This is a genomic window from Dialister pneumosintes (assembly GCF_001717505.1).
Taxonomy (GTDB): Bacteria; Bacillota; Negativicutes; order Veillonellales; family Dialisteraceae; genus Allisonella; species Allisonella pneumosinta.
On record NZ_CP017037.1, the window covers coordinates 62,170 to 82,444 of the forward strand.

Annotated in this window: 20 protein-coding genes; 18 read left to right on the top strand and 2 right to left on the bottom strand. The window is 39.1% G+C overall.

The features are described 5' to 3' along the window. Nucleotides 1-219 precede the first annotated feature (219 nt). The 7 genes from BCB69_RS00300 (at nucleotide 220) to BCB69_RS00330 (ending at nucleotide 9,639) form a co-directional block, all read left to right on the top strand. Nucleotides 220-1,458 (top strand): S-layer homology domain-containing protein, encoded by a 1,239-nt coding sequence (locus tag BCB69_RS00300; RefSeq protein WP_069176691.1) that lies wholly within the window; start codon nucleotides 220-222, stop codon nucleotides 1,456-1,458. 269 nt (nucleotides 1,459-1,727) lie between these two features. After that, complete coding sequence (locus BCB69_RS00305) at nucleotides 1,728-3,065, top strand: S-layer homology domain-containing protein (protein WP_069176692.1); 1,338 nt, start codon at nucleotides 1,728-1,730, stop codon at nucleotides 3,063-3,065. 269 nt (nucleotides 3,066-3,334) lie between these two features. Continuing rightward, the gene (locus BCB69_RS00310) at nucleotides 3,335-4,576 is read left to right on the top strand and encodes an S-layer homology domain-containing protein (protein ID WP_069176693.1); all 1,242 of its coding nucleotides are present in this window, start codon (nucleotides 3,335-3,337) and stop codon (nucleotides 4,574-4,576) included. Between the two features lie 133 nt (nucleotides 4,577-4,709). After that, nucleotides 4,710-5,927 carry an S-layer homology domain-containing protein gene (locus BCB69_RS00315; RefSeq protein WP_236887190.1) on the top strand — a complete coding sequence of 406 codons (1,218 nt, stop codon included), beginning with the start codon at nucleotides 4,710-4,712 and terminating at the stop codon, nucleotides 5,925-5,927. Nucleotides 5,928-6,138: 211 nt separating this feature from the next. Then, entirely contained in the window at nucleotides 6,139-7,626 is a 1,488-nt protein-coding gene (locus BCB69_RS00320) for an aldehyde dehydrogenase family protein (protein ID WP_069176695.1), read from the top strand. A 154-nt stretch (nucleotides 7,627-7,780) separates the two neighbouring features. Continuing rightward, complete coding sequence (locus tag BCB69_RS00325) at nucleotides 7,781-8,380, top strand: pyridoxamine 5'-phosphate oxidase family protein (RefSeq protein WP_069176696.1); 600 nt, start codon at nucleotides 7,781-7,783, stop codon at nucleotides 8,378-8,380. Nucleotides 8,381-8,571: 191 nt separating this feature from the next. Beyond that, nucleotides 8,572-9,639, top strand: coding sequence for an ADP-ribosylglycohydrolase family protein (locus tag BCB69_RS00330; RefSeq protein WP_022513674.1), 1,068 nt, complete (start codon nucleotides 8,572-8,574; stop codon nucleotides 9,637-9,639). A gap of 24 nt (nucleotides 9,640-9,663) precedes the next feature. On the opposite strand, the gene BCB69_RS00335 is transcribed toward BCB69_RS00330, so the two are convergent. Together BCB69_RS00335 and BCB69_RS00340 are read right to left on the bottom strand one after the other, a co-directional pair. Next, the gene (locus BCB69_RS00335) at nucleotides 9,664-10,314 is read right to left on the bottom strand and encodes a YigZ family protein (protein ID WP_069176697.1); all 651 of its coding nucleotides are present in this window, start codon (nucleotides 10,312-10,314) and stop codon (nucleotides 9,664-9,666) included. Between the two features lie 61 nt (nucleotides 10,315-10,375). Further along, nucleotides 10,376-10,888, bottom strand: a complete 513-nt coding sequence (locus BCB69_RS00340) for a flavin reductase (RefSeq protein WP_022513672.1) — start codon at nucleotides 10,886-10,888, stop codon at nucleotides 10,376-10,378. 370 nt (nucleotides 10,889-11,258) lie between these two features. Here BCB69_RS00340 and BCB69_RS00345 point away from each other — a divergent pair, with 370 nt between their 5' ends. From BCB69_RS00345 to atpD, 11 genes are all read left to right on the top strand, one after another. After that, entirely contained in the window at nucleotides 11,259-12,302 is a 1,044-nt protein-coding gene (locus BCB69_RS00345; protein ID WP_069176698.1) for a glycosyltransferase family 4 protein, read from the top strand. 35 nt (nucleotides 12,303-12,337) lie between these two features. Then, nucleotides 12,338-13,480 (top strand): non-hydrolyzing UDP-N-acetylglucosamine 2-epimerase, encoded by a 1,143-nt coding sequence (gene wecB / locus BCB69_RS00350; protein WP_083989969.1) that lies wholly within the window; start codon nucleotides 12,338-12,340, stop codon nucleotides 13,478-13,480. A gap of 93 nt (nucleotides 13,481-13,573) precedes the next feature. Further along, on the top strand, nucleotides 13,574-13,804 hold the full coding sequence (locus BCB69_RS00355; protein WP_022513669.1) for an AtpZ/AtpI family protein: 231 nt from the start codon (nucleotides 13,574-13,576) through the stop codon (nucleotides 13,802-13,804). A gap of 5 nt (nucleotides 13,805-13,809) precedes the next feature. Beyond that, complete coding sequence (locus tag BCB69_RS00360; RefSeq protein ID WP_022513668.1) at nucleotides 13,810-14,190, top strand: hypothetical protein; 381 nt, start codon at nucleotides 13,810-13,812, stop codon at nucleotides 14,188-14,190. Nucleotides 14,191-14,229: 39 nt separating this feature from the next. After that, nucleotides 14,230-14,892 carry a F0F1 ATP synthase subunit A gene (gene atpB / locus BCB69_RS00365; protein WP_069176699.1) on the top strand — a complete coding sequence of 221 codons (663 nt, stop codon included), beginning with the start codon at nucleotides 14,230-14,232 and terminating at the stop codon, nucleotides 14,890-14,892. Nucleotides 14,893-15,023: 131 nt separating this feature from the next. Then, nucleotides 15,024-15,275, top strand: coding sequence for an ATP synthase F0 subunit C (gene atpE, locus BCB69_RS00370; RefSeq protein WP_022513666.1), 252 nt, complete (start codon nucleotides 15,024-15,026; stop codon nucleotides 15,273-15,275). A gap of 39 nt (nucleotides 15,276-15,314) precedes the next feature. Next, nucleotides 15,315-15,809, top strand: a complete 495-nt coding sequence (gene atpF / locus BCB69_RS00375; RefSeq protein ID WP_022513665.1) for a F0F1 ATP synthase subunit B — start codon at nucleotides 15,315-15,317, stop codon at nucleotides 15,807-15,809. Between the two features lie 2 nt (nucleotides 15,810-15,811). Beyond that, nucleotides 15,812-16,357, top strand: a complete 546-nt coding sequence (locus tag BCB69_RS00380; protein WP_022513664.1) for a F0F1 ATP synthase subunit delta — start codon at nucleotides 15,812-15,814, stop codon at nucleotides 16,355-16,357. A 15-nt stretch (nucleotides 16,358-16,372) separates the two neighbouring features. Beyond that, nucleotides 16,373-17,917, top strand: coding sequence for a F0F1 ATP synthase subunit alpha (gene atpA, locus BCB69_RS00385; protein WP_022513663.1), 1,545 nt, complete (start codon nucleotides 16,373-16,375; stop codon nucleotides 17,915-17,917). A 5-nt stretch (nucleotides 17,918-17,922) separates the two neighbouring features. Next, on the top strand, nucleotides 17,923-18,807 hold the full coding sequence (gene atpG, locus BCB69_RS00390) for an ATP synthase F1 subunit gamma (protein ID WP_022513662.1): 885 nt from the start codon (nucleotides 17,923-17,925) through the stop codon (nucleotides 18,805-18,807). A 32-nt stretch (nucleotides 18,808-18,839) separates the two neighbouring features. Further along, a complete protein-coding gene (gene atpD, locus BCB69_RS00395; RefSeq protein ID WP_022513661.1) occupies nucleotides 18,840-20,273 on the top strand; it encodes a F0F1 ATP synthase subunit beta in 1,434 nt (477 codons plus the stop codon). Nucleotides 20,274-20,275 lie beyond the last annotated feature (2 nt).

Sequence of the window (20,275 nt, forward strand, 5' to 3'; positions counted from 1 at the left end):
TTTTAGATATAAATAACCAAATAATAATTAATGATAATTATTATAAAAATAATACAATTGACAAGCGTAAAAGGAAAAGATAAACTATCGATAACGATAGGGAAATTCTCCACTTTTATCGTATTAAGAATGTTAAAAATAACTGAGGAAACTAGGATACTCTTTATGTTTTATATTTCTTAACTTTTATGGAGAAAGTAAACAAAAGGAGACAAGAACATGAAAAAGATTCTTGCAATCGCTGCTGTAGCAGCTTTGACCGCAGGCGTATCCGCATACGCAGCAAATCCATTCTCTGATGTATCCACAAGTGATTGGGCATATCAGGCAGTAAGTGAATTGTCCGACCAGGGAATCGTAGAAGGTTATCCGGACGGAACATTCAAGGGAGAAAGAAACATTACCCGTTATGAATTGGCACAGATCATTGCTAGACTTATGGCAAATGAAGATCAGTACAATGCAGAACAGAGAGCTATGATTGATCAGCTCGCAAGTGAATATGCTGATGAACTTAACACTCTCGGTGTACGTGTAGGCAACCTCGAATCCAAGGTAGGCAACATTTCCTGGTCCGGCGATGCATACATGAAGTGGGCTCAGGGTTACTCTGATGATGCTGCAAAGACTGTTGATAACTACAAAGGTCGTCTCAGAATTAAGGCACATGCACAGGTTAATGACAGCACCTATGTAGAAGGTTTGCTCCGTGGCAACATGAACTTCAAGGATGACAAGAATAGTGATGTTTACTTGCAGAGACTCTATGTACACCATGATTTTGGTAACAGAGTAGGAGTAAACCTTGGTAAGTATGCACAGTCTTTCGGTCAGACCGGTATGTTCTTTGATGGAGAAATCAAAGGTGCTGAAGTAATGTTCAACATGCCAGGCATGGCTGACTTGACAGTAGGTTACGGTCGTGTAAGCGATCTTGCTGAAGATGTAGATTTCACCTACGCTAAGCTTGCAGGTGATTTGGTTCAGGGGCGTGTTGCTTATGATGTAGAATACATCAAGAGCCATGGCAATGAAGATACCAACATCTGGGGTGCAGGTTTGACACTCGGTGTAACCGATAAGATTGATGTATTCGGTGACTACTACAAGAATACTAAGGATGTTATTGGAAATGGAAAGAAACCGGTAGCATGGACTGCAGGTATCGGCTTTGGTCGTCAGGACATGGCTCGTCCAGGTTCTTTCCGTGTATCCGCTGCTTATGTAAATGCTAAAGCTGGTGCGGTTACCCAGGGATACACCTATGATGTATCTCCAATTGAATTGTTGGGCGGTGCACATGGTATTGACCATGTTAAGTACTGGACTGCTGCTGCAGATGTAACTGTAGCTAAGAATGTATCCTTACACGGTGAATATGCATTCAACGTTAAGTCTAACGATGACTCCAAGGACCTCAAGGACTTGGCAACGGTATCTTTGAACTACGCGTTCTAATTTTACAGTCTTAAAATAAAAGGAATCCCATTGGGATTCCTTTTTTATTTGGAGAATTTTTGAAAATAGAATAAAATTATTAATAAATTAATTAATTAATAATAATTGACAAAGTTAAAAATAAGAGGTACACTATCTATGATCATAAAGATCTCTCCCATTTTTTATGGTTGTAAAATAGAAAGTATAGTAGAGGAAACCAGGACACTCCTTTATATTTTCTATCACATTTAATGTTATGGGGAAGTTGTAGAAAAGGAGACAAGAACATGAAAAAGATTCTTGCAATCGCTGCTGTAGCAGCTTTGACCGCAGGCGTATCCGCATACGCAGCAAATCCATTCTCTGATGTATCCACAAGCGATTGGGCATATCAGGCAGTAAGTGAATTATCTGACCAGGGAATCGTAGAAGGTTATCCGGACGGAACATTCAAGGGAGAAAGAAATATTACCCGTTATGAATTGGCACAGATCATTGCTAGACTTATGGCAAATGAAGATCAGTACAATGCAGAACAGAGAGCTATGATTGATCAGCTCGCAAGTGAATATGCTGATGAACTTAACAACCTCGGTGTACGTGTAGGCAACCTCGAATCCAAGGTAGGCAACATTTCCTGGTCCGGCGATGCATACATGAAATGGGTTCAGAGCTATAATTTAAAAGGTTTACAGCTTGCACCGGGAACACGTGCTAAGGTAAAAACTACTGATAGTTATGAAGGTCGTCTCAGAATTAATGCGCATGCACAGGTTAATGACAGCACTTATGTAGAAGGATTGCTTCGTGGCGATATGAATTTCAAGGACAAGGATGACAGCGATGTTACCATGCAGAGACTTTATGTACACCATGACTTTGGTGACAACGTAAGTGTAAATATTGGTAAGTATGCACAGTTCTTCGGTCAGACCGGTATGTTCTTTGATGATGAAATTAAGGGTGCAGAAGCCATTATTCATTTCAATGACGTAGCTGATTTGACAGTAGGTTATGGTCGTGTTAACGGTTATACAGACGAGTTTTTAGGGGATATTGACCCAAATGTAGGAGAATTCTGGAAAGCTGCAGGAGATGTAGATTTCACTTATGCTCGTTTAGCAGGGAATGCATTTATGAACCGTGTTGCTTATGATGTGGAATATATCAAAGGACATGGCGAAGCTAAAGATGCTTTAAATATTTGGGGGGCAGGCTTAACTGTCGGTGTAACCGATAAGATTGATGTATTCGGAGATTACTACAAGAATACTAAGGATGTTATGCAATTTGGAAAGAAACCGGTAGCATGGACGGCAGGTATCGGTTTCGGTCAGCAGGATATGGCTAGACCGGGTTCTTTCCGTGTATCCGCTGCTTATGTAGATGCTAAATTTGGTGCGGTAACACCATCCTACACCTATGATGTATCTCCAATTTATGGCGTTGTTGCCGGTGTACCTCAGGTTAAGTATTGGAGTGCGACTGCCGATGTAACCGTAGCTAAGAACGTATCTTTACATGGCGAATATGCATTCAATGTGAAGGCTTTTGATGTAAATGGAAATCGTTTTGATGCTGATATAGATGATTTGGCAACAGTATCTTTAAACTATGTATTCTAATAGATAGTTTAGTAAAAAAGGAATCTCATACAGGAGATTTCTTTTTTATTTATATAAAATAATCATAAAAGATGCATTAATTATAAAAAGGTTATCAATAATTGACAAAACAAAAAAGCCTATATACACTATAAGTGGTGATAAGTGTATTCCCTATATGTTATCACTTAGGAATATAGAAAATATAGTAGAGGAAACTAGGATACTCAGTTATGTTATCTATAATTCTTAATTTTTAAATAGGGAGTTGTAGAAAAGGAAACAAGAACATGAAAAAGATTCTTGCAATCGCTGCTGTAGCAGCTTTAACCGCAGGCGTATCCGCATACGCAGCAAATCCATTCTCTGATGTATCCACAAGTGACTGGGCATATCAGGCAGTAAGTGAATTGTCCGAACAGGGAATCGTAGAAGGTTATCCGGACGGAACATTCAAGGGAGAAAGAAACATTACCCGTTATGAATTGGCACAGATCATTGCTAGACTCATGGCAAATGAAGATCAGTACAATGCAGAACAGAGAGCTATGATTGATCAGCTCGCAAGCGAATATGCTGATGAACTCGACACTCTCGGTGTACGTGTAGGCAACCTCGAATCCAAGGTAGGCAACATTTCCTGGTCCGGTAGTGCATCAATGAATTGGAAACAGAAGTATGGGACAAATAATAGTGTTATTGATATGTGGAAGGGCAAGATGAAGATTAAAGCTCATGCACAGGTTAATGACAATACCTATGTGGAAGGTGTACTTCGTGGAAATATGAATTTCCATGATGACAAGAACAGTGATGTTTATATGCAGAAACTTTATGTACACCATGATATCGGTAACAACCTTGGTGTAAATCTTGGTAAGTATTCTCAGTTCTTCGGACAGACCGGTATGTTCTTTGATGATGAAATCAAAGGTGTTGAAGCGACCTATGTATTCAATCAACTTCCAATCCATTTGACTGTAGGTTATGGACGTGTAAATGAATGGAAAGCCGTTGTAGGAGAAAAAGATGTAACTTATGCACAGTTAGCCGGCAGCGGATTTATGGGTCATGTTGACTATGATATTGAATATATCAAAGGACACAGTACTGCTCATCCTATCAATATCTGGGGTGCAGGTATGACTATCGGTGTAACTGATAAGATTGATGTATTTGGTGATTACTATAAGAATACTAAGGATGAAAAACGTCCGGTAGCATGGACTGCAGGTATCGGTTTTGGACATCAGGATAACATGCATGTAGGGTCTTTCCGTATTGGTGCTTCTTATGTCAATGCTGAACTTGGTGCAGTACTTGGTGGGTATACTTATGATGTATCCCCATTGTCTTACCTTACTAAGGATATAGCCGGTGTAAATAAAGTTAAGTATTGGACAGTAGAAACGGATGTAACTATTGCTAAGAATGTAAGACTTCATGGTGAATATGCATTTAATGTAAAACTCGATCAAGATGGACAGAACGACAAGAATCTCGGAGCTGTATCTTTGAATTATGTATTCTAAATGAATTAAAAAAGAATCTCACTATAGTGAGATTCTCTTTTAATTTTATGATTGTGAAAATTTTAAATTACTTATTGTTGACAAAAATAAGTAATTTAAAATTTTCACAATCACTGCTGTAACAGCTTTAACTGTGGGTATATCTGTATATGCCGCTAATCCATTTTCCGATGTATCACCTGATGATTGGGCATACAAGGCGGTAAGTGAATTATCCGTTCAAAATATTGTTAAAGAATATCCGGATGGAACGTTTAAAGGTGAAAAAAATATTACTCGTTATGAAATGGCACAGATTATTGCCGGAATGTTGGCACATGAAGACCAATATAATACTGAGCAAAAAGCTGTTCTTGACAAATTAGCAAATGAATATGCTGATGAACTGGGAACTCTCGGTGTACGTGTAGCAAATCTTGAATCTAAAGTTGGTAATATTTATTGGTCTGGTGATGCACAGTTTAAGTGGGTACAGAGATATGGTGAAACTATAGCTATTGTAGAAGGATCTATTGTTGAAAATGATTATCTTGGGTGCATGAGAATTAATGCTCATGCACAAGTTAATGATCGCACTTATGTAGAAGGTCTACTTCGATCCAATATAAACTTCACATATGATTTTAATCCGGATGATAAAAGTAGAGTTTATATGCAGAAATTGTATGTACACCATGATTTTAATGATAAGTTAAGTGTGAATATTGGTAAATATGGGCAAACTTTTGGACAAACAGGTTTACTTTTCGATGGAGAAGTTAAGGGGATTGAAGCGATTGCACACTTTAATGATGCAGCTAATTTGACAGTGGGGTTCGGTCGTGCAGATTTCCGTACAAATGATGATGTTGTATATGCTCGTTTAGATGGGCAGAATTCCAATGGCCGATTCAAATATGATTTAGAATATATTAATAATTATCCTGAATCTTATAGAGAATTCCAGGTTTGGGGTATCGGATTAACTATTGGGTTGACAGATAAGATTGATTTATTTGGTGACTACTACAAGAACGTAGAAAGCAATGCTTTTTATAAAAGACCGGACTCTTTTATTGCCGGTATAGGATTCGGGCATCAAAATGATGAACAAGTAGGTTCTTATCGTATCGCCGTTTCCTATGTAAATGTTAGATTGGGAGCAACTACTTATCATTATAAGCATGATGTATCTCCTATCGAAGGTTTATCCAGCGGAGGTAGACATATTAAATATTGGTTATTAGAAACAGATGTAACACTTGATAAGAATGTAAGACTTCATGGTGAATATGCATTTGATGTCAAGTCAAATCAACCGAGATTCATTTTTAGAAATCTTGCATCTTTATCCTTAAACTATGTTTTTTAATTGATAATTTTAGAAAAAGAAGCTCTGTATGGAGCTTCTTTTTTATATCTAAAGTAAATATAACTTAAATGCATTGTGACGATGATATATTGATATAAATAAAAGCATATCAAAACTCTTGAATATACTCTTGGTTGGTGCTACACTAAGTACATCAAATAAAGATATATTTTTATATCAATGTTTTTTACAAAGAAAAGAGGTTATTCTTATGAATAAAGTAGCTCTTCAAGAAAAATATGATTTATTTATCGGTGGACAATGGGTACCGTCCTCTGATGGTGTATATAGTGATGCACATAATCCGGCAACCGGAGAGAAGTTGGCATCTTTTGCAGAAGCGACTAAAGAAGACGTGGATGCGGCAGTAAAAGCTGCACATAAAGCATTTCCTTCGTGGGCAGCTGTAGAACCGGTAGAACGTCAGAACATCTTGCTTAAGATTGCGGATATTATTGATGCAAACAAAGAACGGTTAGCATTAATTGAAACTATGGATAACGGTAAGCCGATTCGTGAAACTTCTACGGTAGATATTCCTCTCGGTGCAGACCATTTCAGATACTTTGCAGGTGCTGTGCGTATTGAAGAAGGTAGCGCCAAAATATTGGATGGAAATAATTTATCTTTAATTTTACGGGAGCCGATTGGTGTTGTAGGGCAGGTTGTTCCTTGGAATTTCCCGTTCCTTATGGCATGTTGGAAGTTGGCGCCTGCATTGGCGGCAGGAGATACGATTGTATTAAAACCGTCTTCTCATACTTCTTTATCTGTATTGGAATTAGTTAGATTAATTCAGGATATTCTTCCGGCAGGGGTGTTGAATGTTATTACAGGAGCGGGCTCTAAGTCCGGACAGTATCTCTTAGATCATCCGGATGTAGATAAACTGGCATTTACCGGCTCTACCAGTGTAGGTAAGGGTGTGTATAAAGCAGCAGGTGAAAAATTGGTTCCGGTTACTTTGGAGTTAGGTGGTAAATCTGCGAATATCATTCTTGATGATGCTAATATGGAGCAGGCATTGGAAGGAGTTGCTACAGGTATTCTTTTCAATCAAGGTCAAGTTTGCTGTGCCGGTTCACGTGTGTTTGTGCAAGAAGGAATTTATGATGAATTCTTGCAGCGTTTAAAAGACACTTTTGAATCCGTAAAGATTGGCGATCCGACTGATCCGGAGACACAGTTGGGGGCTGAAATCTATAAGAAACAGATGGAAAAGGTTGCCGGTTATGTAGATATTGCGCGTCAGGAAGGTTGCCGCATTGTTACCGGTGGGGAAAGATATACTGCTAATGGTTGTGATAAAGGGTATTTCTTTAAGCCGACCATTATTGAGGCGGATAATAACAAGCTTCGTATTTGTCAGGAAGAAGTATTCGGGCCGGTAGTTGTTATTCAGAAATTTAGCTCTGTAGATGAAGTAATTAAGCTGGCTAATGATTCTGAATATGGTCTTGGTGGCGGTGTGTTCTCCACTAATATTCATACAGCACTTAAGATTGCTCGCAATGTAAGAACGGGACGTATTTGGGTCAACTGTTATAACTTAATTCCGGCAGGTGCTCCTTTCGGCGGTTATAAGAAATCCGGTATCGGCAGAGAAACACATAAGATGATTCTCAATGCGTATACACAGGTTAAGAATGTTATGATTAATATGAATGAAGGACCTTCCGGATTGTATAATGTGAAGTAGTTGATACCACATAAAAATATATAAAATAAAGTGAGATATTTTATCGAATACATAATGAAAAGGAAGATTATCAAATAGATAATCTTCCTTTTTTATTAAAAAAGAAGTTATAATAAATATATATTTAGATAAATAACATATTGAGAGGTCTATTATGGAACAAAAAATGAGACGTAAAGATAGAGAAGTTACTGCTTTTGAAGAACAAATATCTATTGTATCCAGATGTAAGCAGGTTCATATAGGAATGGTAGAGGCAGGAAAGGCTTATATTGTACCGCTTGATTTTGGATATCGAGTGAAAGAGGGACAATTATCTTTTTATTGTCATTCAGCATTGGAAGGTCGCAAAATCAATATATTAAAGGAGAATCCTTATGTTACTTTTGTTTTAGATCATTCATTTAGGATTGGATTAGGTAATATTCCTCTCATGTGGACGAATGCTTTTGAAAGTGTTATGGGGGAAGCAAAAGTAGTCTTTTTAGAATCACAGGAAGATAAATTGGAAGCAACTCAATTATTGATGGATCGTTATGATATGGGAAAGATTCCTGAATCTGTATATCGTACCTTGAATCATATGTCTTGTTATCGGATCGATGTGATTAGTATGACAGGCAAAAGCAATTTGACACAAGTACAACGCGATACTTGGGGTATGATAGAAGATTTGCAACGCAAAATTAATGATCCAACCGTTCTTTTATCAACAATCAGAAAAGATTTGGAAGCTTTAGGCGGAAATAATTAAAATAAAAAGAATTCTTTAAGGTATGATATACTATATATATACTTTAGTTTATTAATTTATAAAATCGATTTTTAAAATGACGGACAAATAACCGGAGATTTAACTCGTTTTTAGCTGGATGTGCTTAACAGCAAGGGGGATAAATTCCGGTTTTTCTAAATGGAGGAAATTTGTTAAGAAGGAGGGGGAAAATGCTCGAAATAGACAAAGTTCGAGGAGCATTGTTGGGAGAAGTATGTGGAGATGCTTTAGGATATCCGATGAAAACATTAACAACCGGCAAAATTATTCGTCGTTTCGGTCCATTTGGTCTTCGTACCATGATTACAAGTAAAAATAAAAAAGCAAAAGCGTTAGTATCTGATAGCACCCAAATGATGCTTGCCACTGTAGATGGGCTACTCTGGAGTGATGCTAAAAAATTAAGCTCATCTGATGGTGTGTACCGTGGGTTTATGCGTTGGTTTTATAGTCAAACCGGTGAAGAACCTCGTCGTGGGCAAAAATCTTGGACAAGAAGACAGCCGCATGAAAAAGACTTATGCTTAGTTCGTGAAAAATTTATGCACGAACGTAGGATGCCGGAAACCGGTGTTCTCAATGCACTGTCAAACGAAGAAAAAGGTACGACTGATAAGGATATCAATAATAGTAAAGGTAGTGCTGTACTTACACGTAATATTCCTCTTGGCATATTATATTGGGATAAACCGGAAGAAGCTTTTTCGGTGGGAGCAGAAATTTCCGCATTGACACATTCACATGCTACTGCTTATTTAGCAGGCGGGGCGGTAGCATCATTGGTATCTTATTTAATCAATGGAATCTCGCTTCCTAAATCGATAGATAAAGTGAACTATTTACTTTCTTCTCGTAAAGGTGGAGAAAATATTATTAAATTGTTAACGGCTGCTGTGGAACAAGCGAATAAACATCCTGCAGGAAAGAGTGGAGTTTGGGAGCATTTAGACAGTATACGTTCTTTAGGTGGCGGTGATATAGCAGAAGAAGCATTGGCAATTGCTGTATATTGTGCAACAGTTATGGATGATCCGTTTGAAGCTGTCATAACAGCAGCGAATCATGATGGTTGTAGTACCGTTACCGGTGCATTAACAGGCGCTTTAGAAGGTATTCGTTTTGGAACTTCTTTTTTACCTGCTTATTGGGTAGAGTGTGTAGAAGCAAGTGAAATTACTTCAAAGATGGCAGATATGTTATTTGAAACAGAAGAAAAACAGCGATTAACAGCACAATAAATGTTTATAAACAAAAGACACCGATTAATCGGTGTCTTTTGTTTTGGTGGGTAAAGGTAGATATTCCTCTTTTATTTTTGTGTAAATGGATTGCCCTCCTGTCATATCCGTTATATAACGAAGATGCTTTTCTAAGGTGTTGGGTAAGGATAAAAATATAATTTCTACTTTGTGTGTAAATTTTCGGTCTATAATATGAATATCCGTTGATAAAATATAATGTTCAAAAGCACCCATAGCTGTGTAAGGGATAATAAGACTTCCTCTTATATGTGGTGTATATGCTGAAAAATTTGCGAATTTTATACATTCACTAAGACAACCGGAATAGGCTCTTGTGAGTCCTCCCGTACCTAGTTTGATTCCACCAAAGTAACGAGTGACGACTGCCAGTGTATAAGTTAATTTGTTTTTTTGTAATACATGGAGCATAGGATGTCCTGCCGTACCGGATGGTTCACCATCATCTCCGGACTTTTCTATGATTTGTGTGGTGCCGATACGATAAGCATAACAATGGTGAGTAGCATCTTTAAACTCTTTTTTTTTGGATGCTAGTGTAGTTACTGCTTCTTCTATAGTTTGTATAGGGATTATATCTGCAATGAAAAGAGATTTTTTTATTTCTATTTCTTTTCTAAAGGATGTAGTGGGAGCAATATAAGGTAATAACATAAAGTCCTCTATTGATAAGGTGTGATTTATAATGGATGTGGTACATAAAAATGTTTCTATATTAAATTCGTTTGAAAATATTTATAATTTCGCCCATGAACATATAATGGTCATTATTTTTATCTTTATGACTATACCACTGTTCATAGATTTCTTTGTCATAATAATTGCAGAAATCTAATTTTGTTACTAATTGTTTTTTTATAACCATTATATAATTAGCTTCTTCAATTCCTATAGCGGGACCTACCGATATAGGATGTAGATTAGTTTTAGCATATTTATTTTCATTTCTTCCGGAATGGCTTCCTAAATATTTCATATCTGTTTCATAGGTCATAGGAAGAATAGAAAGTGTAAAATAATCTTCTTCTTGCATAAAAGGTAGAGTATATCGACTTTCACGGACATATACACTGGCAGTAGGCTTATTCCACATAATGCCAAGTGCTCCCCAAGAGACAATCATAGAATTACAATTGCTTGGCGTGCCTGCTGTAAGAACCATCCAGTTTTTTATGGCGTTAAATACATTGAAATTCCATTTTTCCGGGGATAACTGAATAAATGACATACGAATCGTCCCTCCTTTTCTATACTTATATTAATTATATCATCTTATTTATAAAAGTAAGTTTTAAAATGAAAATACCCGAACGAGGAAAGTTCGGGTATTCTACAAGGAGTGTATTGAAGGGAGTCGTAGGGAAATAGTATTTCCCGTCGTCCTTTTATATAAATCAATCTTCGATCCGTACATCGAGGTTGTGATTGACCTATACATGCATTATAACATAGAAAAATCTATTTGAAAAGCATTATCAATAAAATATGCAAGTTATTCGCAGATTTATTGATAAGAAATAGTATAGTCTCCTTATTCGAAACAATGACTCGGTTATGATACAATTACCTTAAAGTGTTCTCTTTTAGGAGGTGTACCCTTGTTTGCATATGCATATACATTTTTAACTGCATTGCTTGTGACTTTTGTACTTACACCTGTAGTAAAAAAGATGGCAATTAAAATAGGTGCAGTCGATAAACCGAATGCGCGTAAAGTACATCATGGACTTATTCCCCGTTTAGGTGGGCTTGCTATCTATGCAGGATTTATGATATCTGTTCTTTGTACGGTAGGTCTATCGTTTGAGATGGTCGGAATTATGATTGGAGCTACCGTTCTTATTGTTGTGGGAGTTATTGATGACAGATGGTCTTTACCTGCAAAAGTGAAGTTGTTGGGGCAAATATTAGCTGCTGCTATTGTGGTGATTGGGTTTGGAATTCAGATTGATTGGTTAGTTTTACCATATATCGGATTGTTGTATTTACCTACACTTATTTCGGTACCGGTCACTATATTTTGGATTATCGGTTTTGTGAATACAGTAAATTTGATTGACGGATTAGATGGATTGGCAGCAGGAGTAGCCGCCATTGCATCACTGGCTATTGCTATGTTGGCATTTCAAATGGGACAGTGGGTTTCTGCCGCAGCTATGGTAGCTATGGCAGGATCGGCACTGGCTTTTTTACAGTATAATTTTAATCCTGCTAAAATTTTTATGGGAGACACCGGTTCCATGTTCTTGGGGTATATTATTGCGGTTGCTTCTGTGCTTGGTGCTATGAAAACTGCGGCAGTAACCGTTTTATTTGTACCGGTTATTGCACTTATGGTTCCCATTATGGATACCCTATTGGCAATTATTCGTCGTAGAATCAGTGGGATTCCTGTATTTGCACCGGATAAGAGTCATTTGCATCATAGATTGCTTGCTCAAGGATTGAACCAGAAACAGGTTGTTCTTGTTATGTATGCTTTAACAGCCTTCTTTTCTTGTATTGCGTTATTAGTTATTCATGTATCGCCTATTATCGGAATAGTAATTGTAGGGGGCGTTGTAACAATATTCATTTTATGGGCTAAGAAGTTAGGTGTTCTAAAAAAAACTTTTCAAAATAAAGAAATAGATACATTTTAAAATTTGCAAATCATTGGAATAGGAAGGTGAACACAGTGAAGGTCATGGCGATTTTTGGGACACGTCCTGAAGCTATAAAAATGGCACCTGTTGTTAAAGAATTATTAAAACATCCGGAAATTGAAACTAAAGTATGTCTTACTGCACAACATCGAGAAATGCTTGATCAAGTCGTGGAGTTATTTAATTTGCCGGTTGATTATGATTTGGATATTATGAAAAAGGGACAATCTTTATACGATATCACTACACGGGTTCTTTTGGGATTAAAAGAAGTATTGGAGAAAGAGAATCCTGATTTGGTGTTGGTACATGGTGATACAACAACCACCTTTTCTGCTGCATTAGCAGCTTTTTATCAGCAAATTGATGTAGGACATGTAGAAGCGGGGCTTCGTACGGGTAATATGTATTCTCCTTTTCCGGAAGAAGCTAATCGTTCTTTAACCGGTATTCTAACTACCTTACACTTTGCACCTACGGATACAGCAAAAAATAATTTATTGATGGAAAACAGAAAAGAAGAAACTATTTTTACGGTTGGGAACTCTGTTATTGATGCATTACTGGCTACTGTTAAGAAAGATTATGTATTTGCAGATAAAGAAATAGAATCGATTGAGGAAGGGAAACGTATAATATTAGTAACTACGCATAGACGAGAAAATTTGGGAGATCCTATGCGCCAAGTATATCGTGCACTTAGAAGATTAATTGAAGATGTTCCTAATACGGAGATTGTATTTCCTGTGCATAGAAATCCATTAGTGCGTCAAGCCGTGAATGAAGAGTTGGCAGGAATTGCCGGTGTTCATTTGGTGGATCCTATGGAATATGAGCCTTTTACTAATTTAATGGCACGTGCAGATATCATTCTTACGGATTCGGGTGGAATTCAGGAAGAAGCTCCCAGTCTTGGGAAACCGGTATTGGTTCTTCGTGATACTACAGAAAGACCGGAAGCAGTTGCTTCCGGAACTGTGAAATTGGTAGGAACTGACGAGGAGAAAATATATAATACAGCCTATGAATTGTTAACTAATGTTAAGTCTTATCAGGAGATGGCGGAAGCAGTAAACCCATATGGAGATGGGCATGCTGCCACACGTATTGTTGAGGCTATTTTATACCACTATAAAATTTCTAAAAAGAAGCCATGTGCTTTTATAGCAAGATAGCAGACTTTATGATACAATAAATTTGTATGTGTTTGCCCGTGTCTTTTAACGTGATGTTAGAAGATGCGGTTTCCTGACGTATAGGTGACAATTATGAAGGAAAAGCCGAGTAAAGAATCAGAAAGAGAACTTTCAGCTGCTCGTCGAATTGCTACTGCATCAGCCGCAGGTCTTACATTGCTTACTTGTATCGGGATAGGTGTTTACACAGGTGTTATCATTGATAGGTATTTTGGTTGCGCACCTTTCGGATTGACGAGTATGTCAATTCTTGGTGGAGCAGCAGGACTTTGGTCAGTAATTAGAAAAATGTTGGAGAGATAAGGTTCATGAAATATGATCAGACATTTGCCAGGTTTGCCAGACGTATGATCAAGTATACTACCGTTGCTATTATTGGTTTTGCATTCATTTCTGAATTTATTTGGGATTGGCATGTAGCAGTCGGTATTGTACTAGGCGGATTATTTCAGATTCTTTTTCTCTCTTTTCTTTTGGTTAAAGAAAGTCAATGGGAAAGACAAGGGAAAGCTCCTGTTTTTATTAGTCAAAGACTTTCTTTGTTTGCTATGAGTCGACTCGTGTTACAGATTCTAACTTGTGTCGGTATCATATTTACACCCGTTAATATTTTCGGGTATTTAGTAGGCTTACTTACTTTAACACTTATGACCCTTGTGGACAGAGTGATTAAATTAATTAAGGAATAAATTATTGTATTGCCAGAGTAAGGGAGAGGGGGTGAGACTATGCATCTTCACACAGGTACACACGTTGTTTCTCAATTGTTTGGAATGCCCATAAACTTGGATACGATTTATACTACATGGCTTAGTGCTATCATTGTTTTTCTAATCGTATTTGCAGCAACCAGAAGCCGTGCATTGATTCCATCAGGTATTCAAAATGCGGTGGAGTTGTTGTTTGAATGGCTTTTCAGTCAGTTTGAGTCGAATGTTGGAAGTAGCTACCGTAAGGTGTCTACCGTATTATTGACATTGTTTATGTTTATTCTTACGGCAAACCAAATTGGTTTACTACCGACAGAACATTTAACTGCCTCTCCAACAAATGACGTTAATACAACATTGGGGCTCGCTCTTGCAGCGTCTTTATGCGTGCATTTTTATCGTATAAAAAATAAAGGTGTTAAAACATGGTTTGCACACTTTTTCCACCCCATAGCACCATTCGTTGTTCTTAATCTTATCGAAGAAGTCAGCAAGCCAATTACTTTGGCAATGCGTTTGTTTGGTAATATTTTGGCCGGAGAAATTTTACTGGAAATCCTTTACAATCTGGCACCGTGGTTGGTACCTATTATCTGGATTGCATTCAGTTTATTTGTTGGTGTTATCCAGGCTTATATCTTTACAACACTTGTTTCCGTTTATTTAAAGGAAAGTGTATAAAGATAGTCGGGGCTGGCCGAATAACCAGTGTATTTATTTCCGTATAACGGAATTTGGGCACCGTCCCTTCAAACGGAATCTTACCGGTATAACCGGAAAATATTATTAAATTCTCAGGAGGAATTTTAATCATGGATCAGACAATTGTTATTCAATATTCTCTTATTGCAGCTACCATTATTTCTGCTATTGCTTCTATCAGCGCAGCTTTCAATGACTCCAAAGTAGCTAAGGCTGCTATTGATGGCACTACCCGTCAACCTGAAATGGCTGGACAGCTTTTTACAAATATGCTCGTTGGTATCGGTATGGTTGAATCTATTCCGATTATTGCTATCGTTATTGCTATCGTATTGGTGTTTGCTAACCCATTCCTCGGCTAATTTTAATTTCGAGATTTTTAGTCTAAGGAGGGGAGCTAGTTGGTAGACATTAATGGCACACTGCTGATTCAGATCCTCAACTTTATTGTCCTTTGTGCGATTCTTGGACATTTTTGTTACAAGCCGGTTATCAAGGTACTTGATGATCGTAAGAATCGAATTAAGAATGATCTTGACTCTGCCGCAAAGTCTCGTGATGATGCAAGCAGACTGAAAGCATCTTATGAATCACAACTTAAGGACGCACAGATTAAAGCTGATGAAATTGTGCGTAAAGCAGTAAAGGAAGCTGAAGTTCAGGCTCAAGCCCAGATTCAGGCTGCACATGACGCTATTGAAAAGGAAAAAGAAAATGCAACTAAGCATATCGAGAGAGAACGCAAGGAAGCTCTGGATGATCTTAAAGCTCAGTTTGCTGCTATTTCCTGCGATATTGCAGCGAAGATTATCGGCGAAAATATGACACCGGCTATGAATGACCGGTTCATCGATGAGAGCATTGCTATGCTTGATGCTCAAAAAGTAGGTAAATAAACATGGATAAGACCGTAATCCTTGCAAAAAAGTATGGACGAGCTATCTATGAAATTGCTGTAGAACAGCACTCTCTCGAACAGACAGAAGCGGATCTTCGTCTTATTGCAGATGCAATTGGTGAAAATGAAAGTTTAAAGAGACTTTTATTACATCCACTTCTTTCTAAAGAAATAAAGAAAGACACAATTAAAAATATATTCGCAGATAAGGTACAGCCGATTGTGCTACAGTTCTGCTACGTTGTGATCGACAAGGATAGAGCTAGTATCCTTGAGTCTATGATTGAAATTTATACACTGCTTGCTCGTGAAGGGCTCGGTGTAGAGGAAGCATTGGTAACGAGTGCAAGTCCTCTTTCTGAACAACAGGCAGCTGCTCTTCAAGCTAAGTTGTCTGAAATTGTAGGAAAGAAAATTATCATGAGACAAGAAGTAGATTCAGCGCTGCTTGGTGGCTTTACCGTTAAGGTCGGAGACCGTCTTATTGATGGATCTGTAGCCCGTCAGCTTAGCACGCTGAAAGCGAAAATGATGCAAAGAGGTTGAGGTGACTTATAGGATATGAAAATCAGTTCAGATGAAATTACATCTGTCATTAAAAAACAGATTGAAAACTACAAAGTAGACCTCAATGTCGATGAAGTAGGTACAGTACTCGAAGTCGGCGATGGCATTGCTCACTTGTATGGCCTTGAAAATTGTATGGCCGGTGAATTGCTTGAATTGCCGAATGGGGTATATGGTATGGCTCTTAACCTTGAAGAAAGCAATGTAGGTGCAGTTCTTCTTGGTGATGCTGAAACAATTAAGGAAGGCGATACAGTTAAGAGAACCGGACGTCTTATGCAGGTTCCGGTTGGTGACGCAGTATTAGGTCGCGTTGTTAACTCACTGGGTCAGCCAATTGACGGCAAGGGCGAAATCAAGACTGATACTTATCGCGACATTGAAATTAAGGCACCGGGCATTGCTGACAGACAGCCAGTTAATGTTCCGTTGCAGACAGGTCTTAAAGCAATTGATGCAATGGTTCCGATTGGACGTGGTCAGCGTGAATTAATCATTGGTGACCGTGGTACCGGTAAGACTGCTATTGCAATTGATACTATTTTGAACCAGAAGGGACTTGGCGTTATTTGTATTTATGTCTCAGTCGGACAGAAGAACTCTAACGTTGTTCGTGTTCATGAAAGACTTAAAGCAGCCGGCGCAATGGATTATTCCATTATCGTTCACGCAGGTGCTTCTGAAGGTTCTCCAATGCAGTATCTTGCACCGTACTCCGGTGTATCTATTGCAGAATATTTTATGCATCAAGGTAAAGATGTTCTCATTATTTATGATGACCTCTCCAAGCATGCGGTAGCTTACCGTGCTATGTCCTTGTTGCTCCGTCGTCCACCGGGACGTGAAGCGTACCCCGGCGACGTATTCTATTTACATTCTCGTCTTTTGGAACGTGCGGCTCGTCTTTCTGACGAATTGGGCGGAGGCTCTATTACCGCATTGCCAATCATTGAAACTTTGGCTGGTGACGTAGGTGCGTACATTCCAACAAACGTAATTTCTATTACAGACGGTCAGATTTACTTGGAAACGAACTTGTTCTATTCCGGTATTCGTCCGGCTATCAACGTTGGTTTGTCCGTATCCCGTGTAGGTGGTTCTGCACAGATTAAGGCAATGAAGCAGGTAGCAGGTACTCTGCGTTTGGAATTGGCTCAGTATCGTGAATTGGCAGCGTTTGCGCAGTTCGGTTCCGATCTTGATCCGGCAACTAAAGCACAGATTGACCGTGGGCAGAGAACAACCGAGGTTCTTAAGCAGCCACAGTATAGTCCATTACCTGTAGAAGAACAGGTACAGGCTATTTTTGCGGCAGTTAAGGGCTATTTGGATGATATTGCTGTAGAAGATGTTGTTGATTTTGAAGATCAGCTTGTTGTTTTCTTACGTACATCTCATCCGGAGATTGGAGCAGCTATTCTTGATAAGAAGAAGCTCACCGATGATATCGACGCACAGCTGCGCGCCGCTATCGAAGAATTTAAGACTCGCTACAAAGCGGCTAAATCGGAAGCAAAGTCTGAAACGGCAGAGAGGTGATCTGATTGGAGAGTACGCGTGATATAAAAGGGCGCATTAAATCTGTCACCAACATCCAGCAGATTACGAAGGCAATGAAGATGGTGGCTGCTGCCCGTCTGCGTAAAGCAGAAGAAAAGGCAGCCGGCGCACGTCCCTATGCCGACAAAGTAGGAGAGCTCTTGCGCCGAGCATCCGCTAACGTTACCGGTTTTACCAGTCCACTTTTGCGTACTGGGGAAGTTAAAAAGGTCGGTTATCTGGTTATTTCAGCCGATAAGGGACTTGCCGGAGCATATAACTCTAACGTGATGAAGAAGATTGTGGCAGAGATCTCAGAAAAGGATAGTAGTACTTACAAACTTTATTTATGTGGTAAACAGGCCCATAACTACTTAAAGTTCCGTGGTATTACAGAAGATTCCTATCATTTCGGATTTTCCGATAAACCTCAAGCTTCGGATGCAATCGAACTTGCCAAAGAAATGATTGACGAGTTTGTAAATGAAGAAGTTGATGAGGTATACATTGTTTATACGAAGTTTTTTACAGCTCTTCGCCAGCAGGTTACTATGACCCGTTTGCTGCCAATTGTAGCAGATGAGCCGGCTAAGAGTTCCGAAGTAGCGGAAGACACATTTAATGTAGAGCCGGAAGAATTTATTTTCTTACCGGATGCTACTACCGTGTTGACTAAGTTACTTCCGGAATATGTACAGGTACAAATTTACAGCAGTATGTTGCAGTCTGCTGCATCCGAATTGGGCAGTAGAATGGCGGCAATGACAGCTGCAACCGACAATGCTAAGGAAAGAATTGATGATTTGAATTTGACGTATAATAAGGCGCGTCAGGCACAAATTACTAATGAAATTTCTGAAATTGTCGGCGGTGCAAACGCACTTGAATAAGTATCTGAGTAGTTAAGGAGGAATGCTTCTTCATGGCAAATGAACAGGAAGGGCAGGTAGGTAAGGTTGTCCAAGTCATTGGTGCGGTTGTAGATATCGCTTTTGACGATGATAATAATCTTCCTGCTATTTATAACGCAATTCACGTCAAAGATGACAATGGCAGCGTTCCTGTAGATGTCATCTGCGAAACCATGCAACATCTCGGTGACGGTGTAGTCCGTACAGTAGCTATGAGCTCTACCGACGGTATGGTACGTGGAATGAAGGCTGTTGATACCGGTCGTGCAATTGCAGTTCCGGTAGGCGATGGCTGCCTTGGACGTATTTTTAACGTTCTTGGTCAGACAGTGGACAATGATCCCGCTAAAGTAGAAGCGAAAGATTATTGGCCAATTCACCGTCCGGCACCGGCATTTAAAGACCAGTCTCCGGCGGCTGAAATTTTTGAAACCGGCATTAAGGTCGTTGACCTGATTGCTCCATACGCTAAGGGTGGTAAGGTAGGTTTGTTCGGTGGTGCAGGCGTTGGTAAGACAGTTCTTATTCAGGAACTCATTCACAACGTTGCTACAGAACACTCCGGCTGTTCCGTATTCTGCGGCGTAGGTGAACGTACCCGTGAAGGTAATGACCTTTGGGGAGAAATGCGTGAATCCGGAGTTCTTTCTAAGGCTGCACTTGTGTATGGTCAGATGAATGAACCGCCGGGAGCACGTATGCGTGTAGCATTGACCGGTTTGACAATGTCCGAATATTTCCGCGATAAGGAAAATCAGGACGTATTACTTTTCATTGATAATATTTTCCGTTTCGTTCAGGCAGGTTCTGAAGTGTCTGCGTTGCTTGGCCGTATGCCATCAGCGGTAGGTTACCAGCCAACATTAGCAACTGATATTGGTGAACTTCAGGAAAGAATTACCTCAACCAAGAACGGTTCTATCACTTCTGTACAGGCAGTATATGTACCTGCCGATGATTTGACAGACCCGGCTCCGGCAGGTGTATTCTCCCACTTGGACTCTACAACGGTTCTTAATCGTTCTATTGCTGAGCTCGGTATTTATCCGGCAGTAGATCCGTTAGACTCTACCAGCCGTATTCTTGATCCGAATATTCTCGGTACAGAACATTATGAAGTTGCCCGTGGCGTACAGGCTATTCTGCAACGCTATAAGGAATTGCAAGACATTATCGCCATTCTGGGTATGGAAGAACTTTCTGACGAAGACAAAGTTATTGTTGCTCGTGCAAGAAAGATTCAGAGATTCCTGTCTCAGCCGTTCTTCGTAGCTGAACAGTTTACTGGTTCTCCAGGACGTTATGTACCACTGAAAGAAACCATCCGTGGTTTCAAGGAAATTCTTGCAGGTCAACACGATGATCTCCCGGAAGGTGCATTTTACATGGTAGGAACCATTGATGAAGCAATCGAAAAGGCTGAAAAGATGAAGAAAGGGGAATAAGC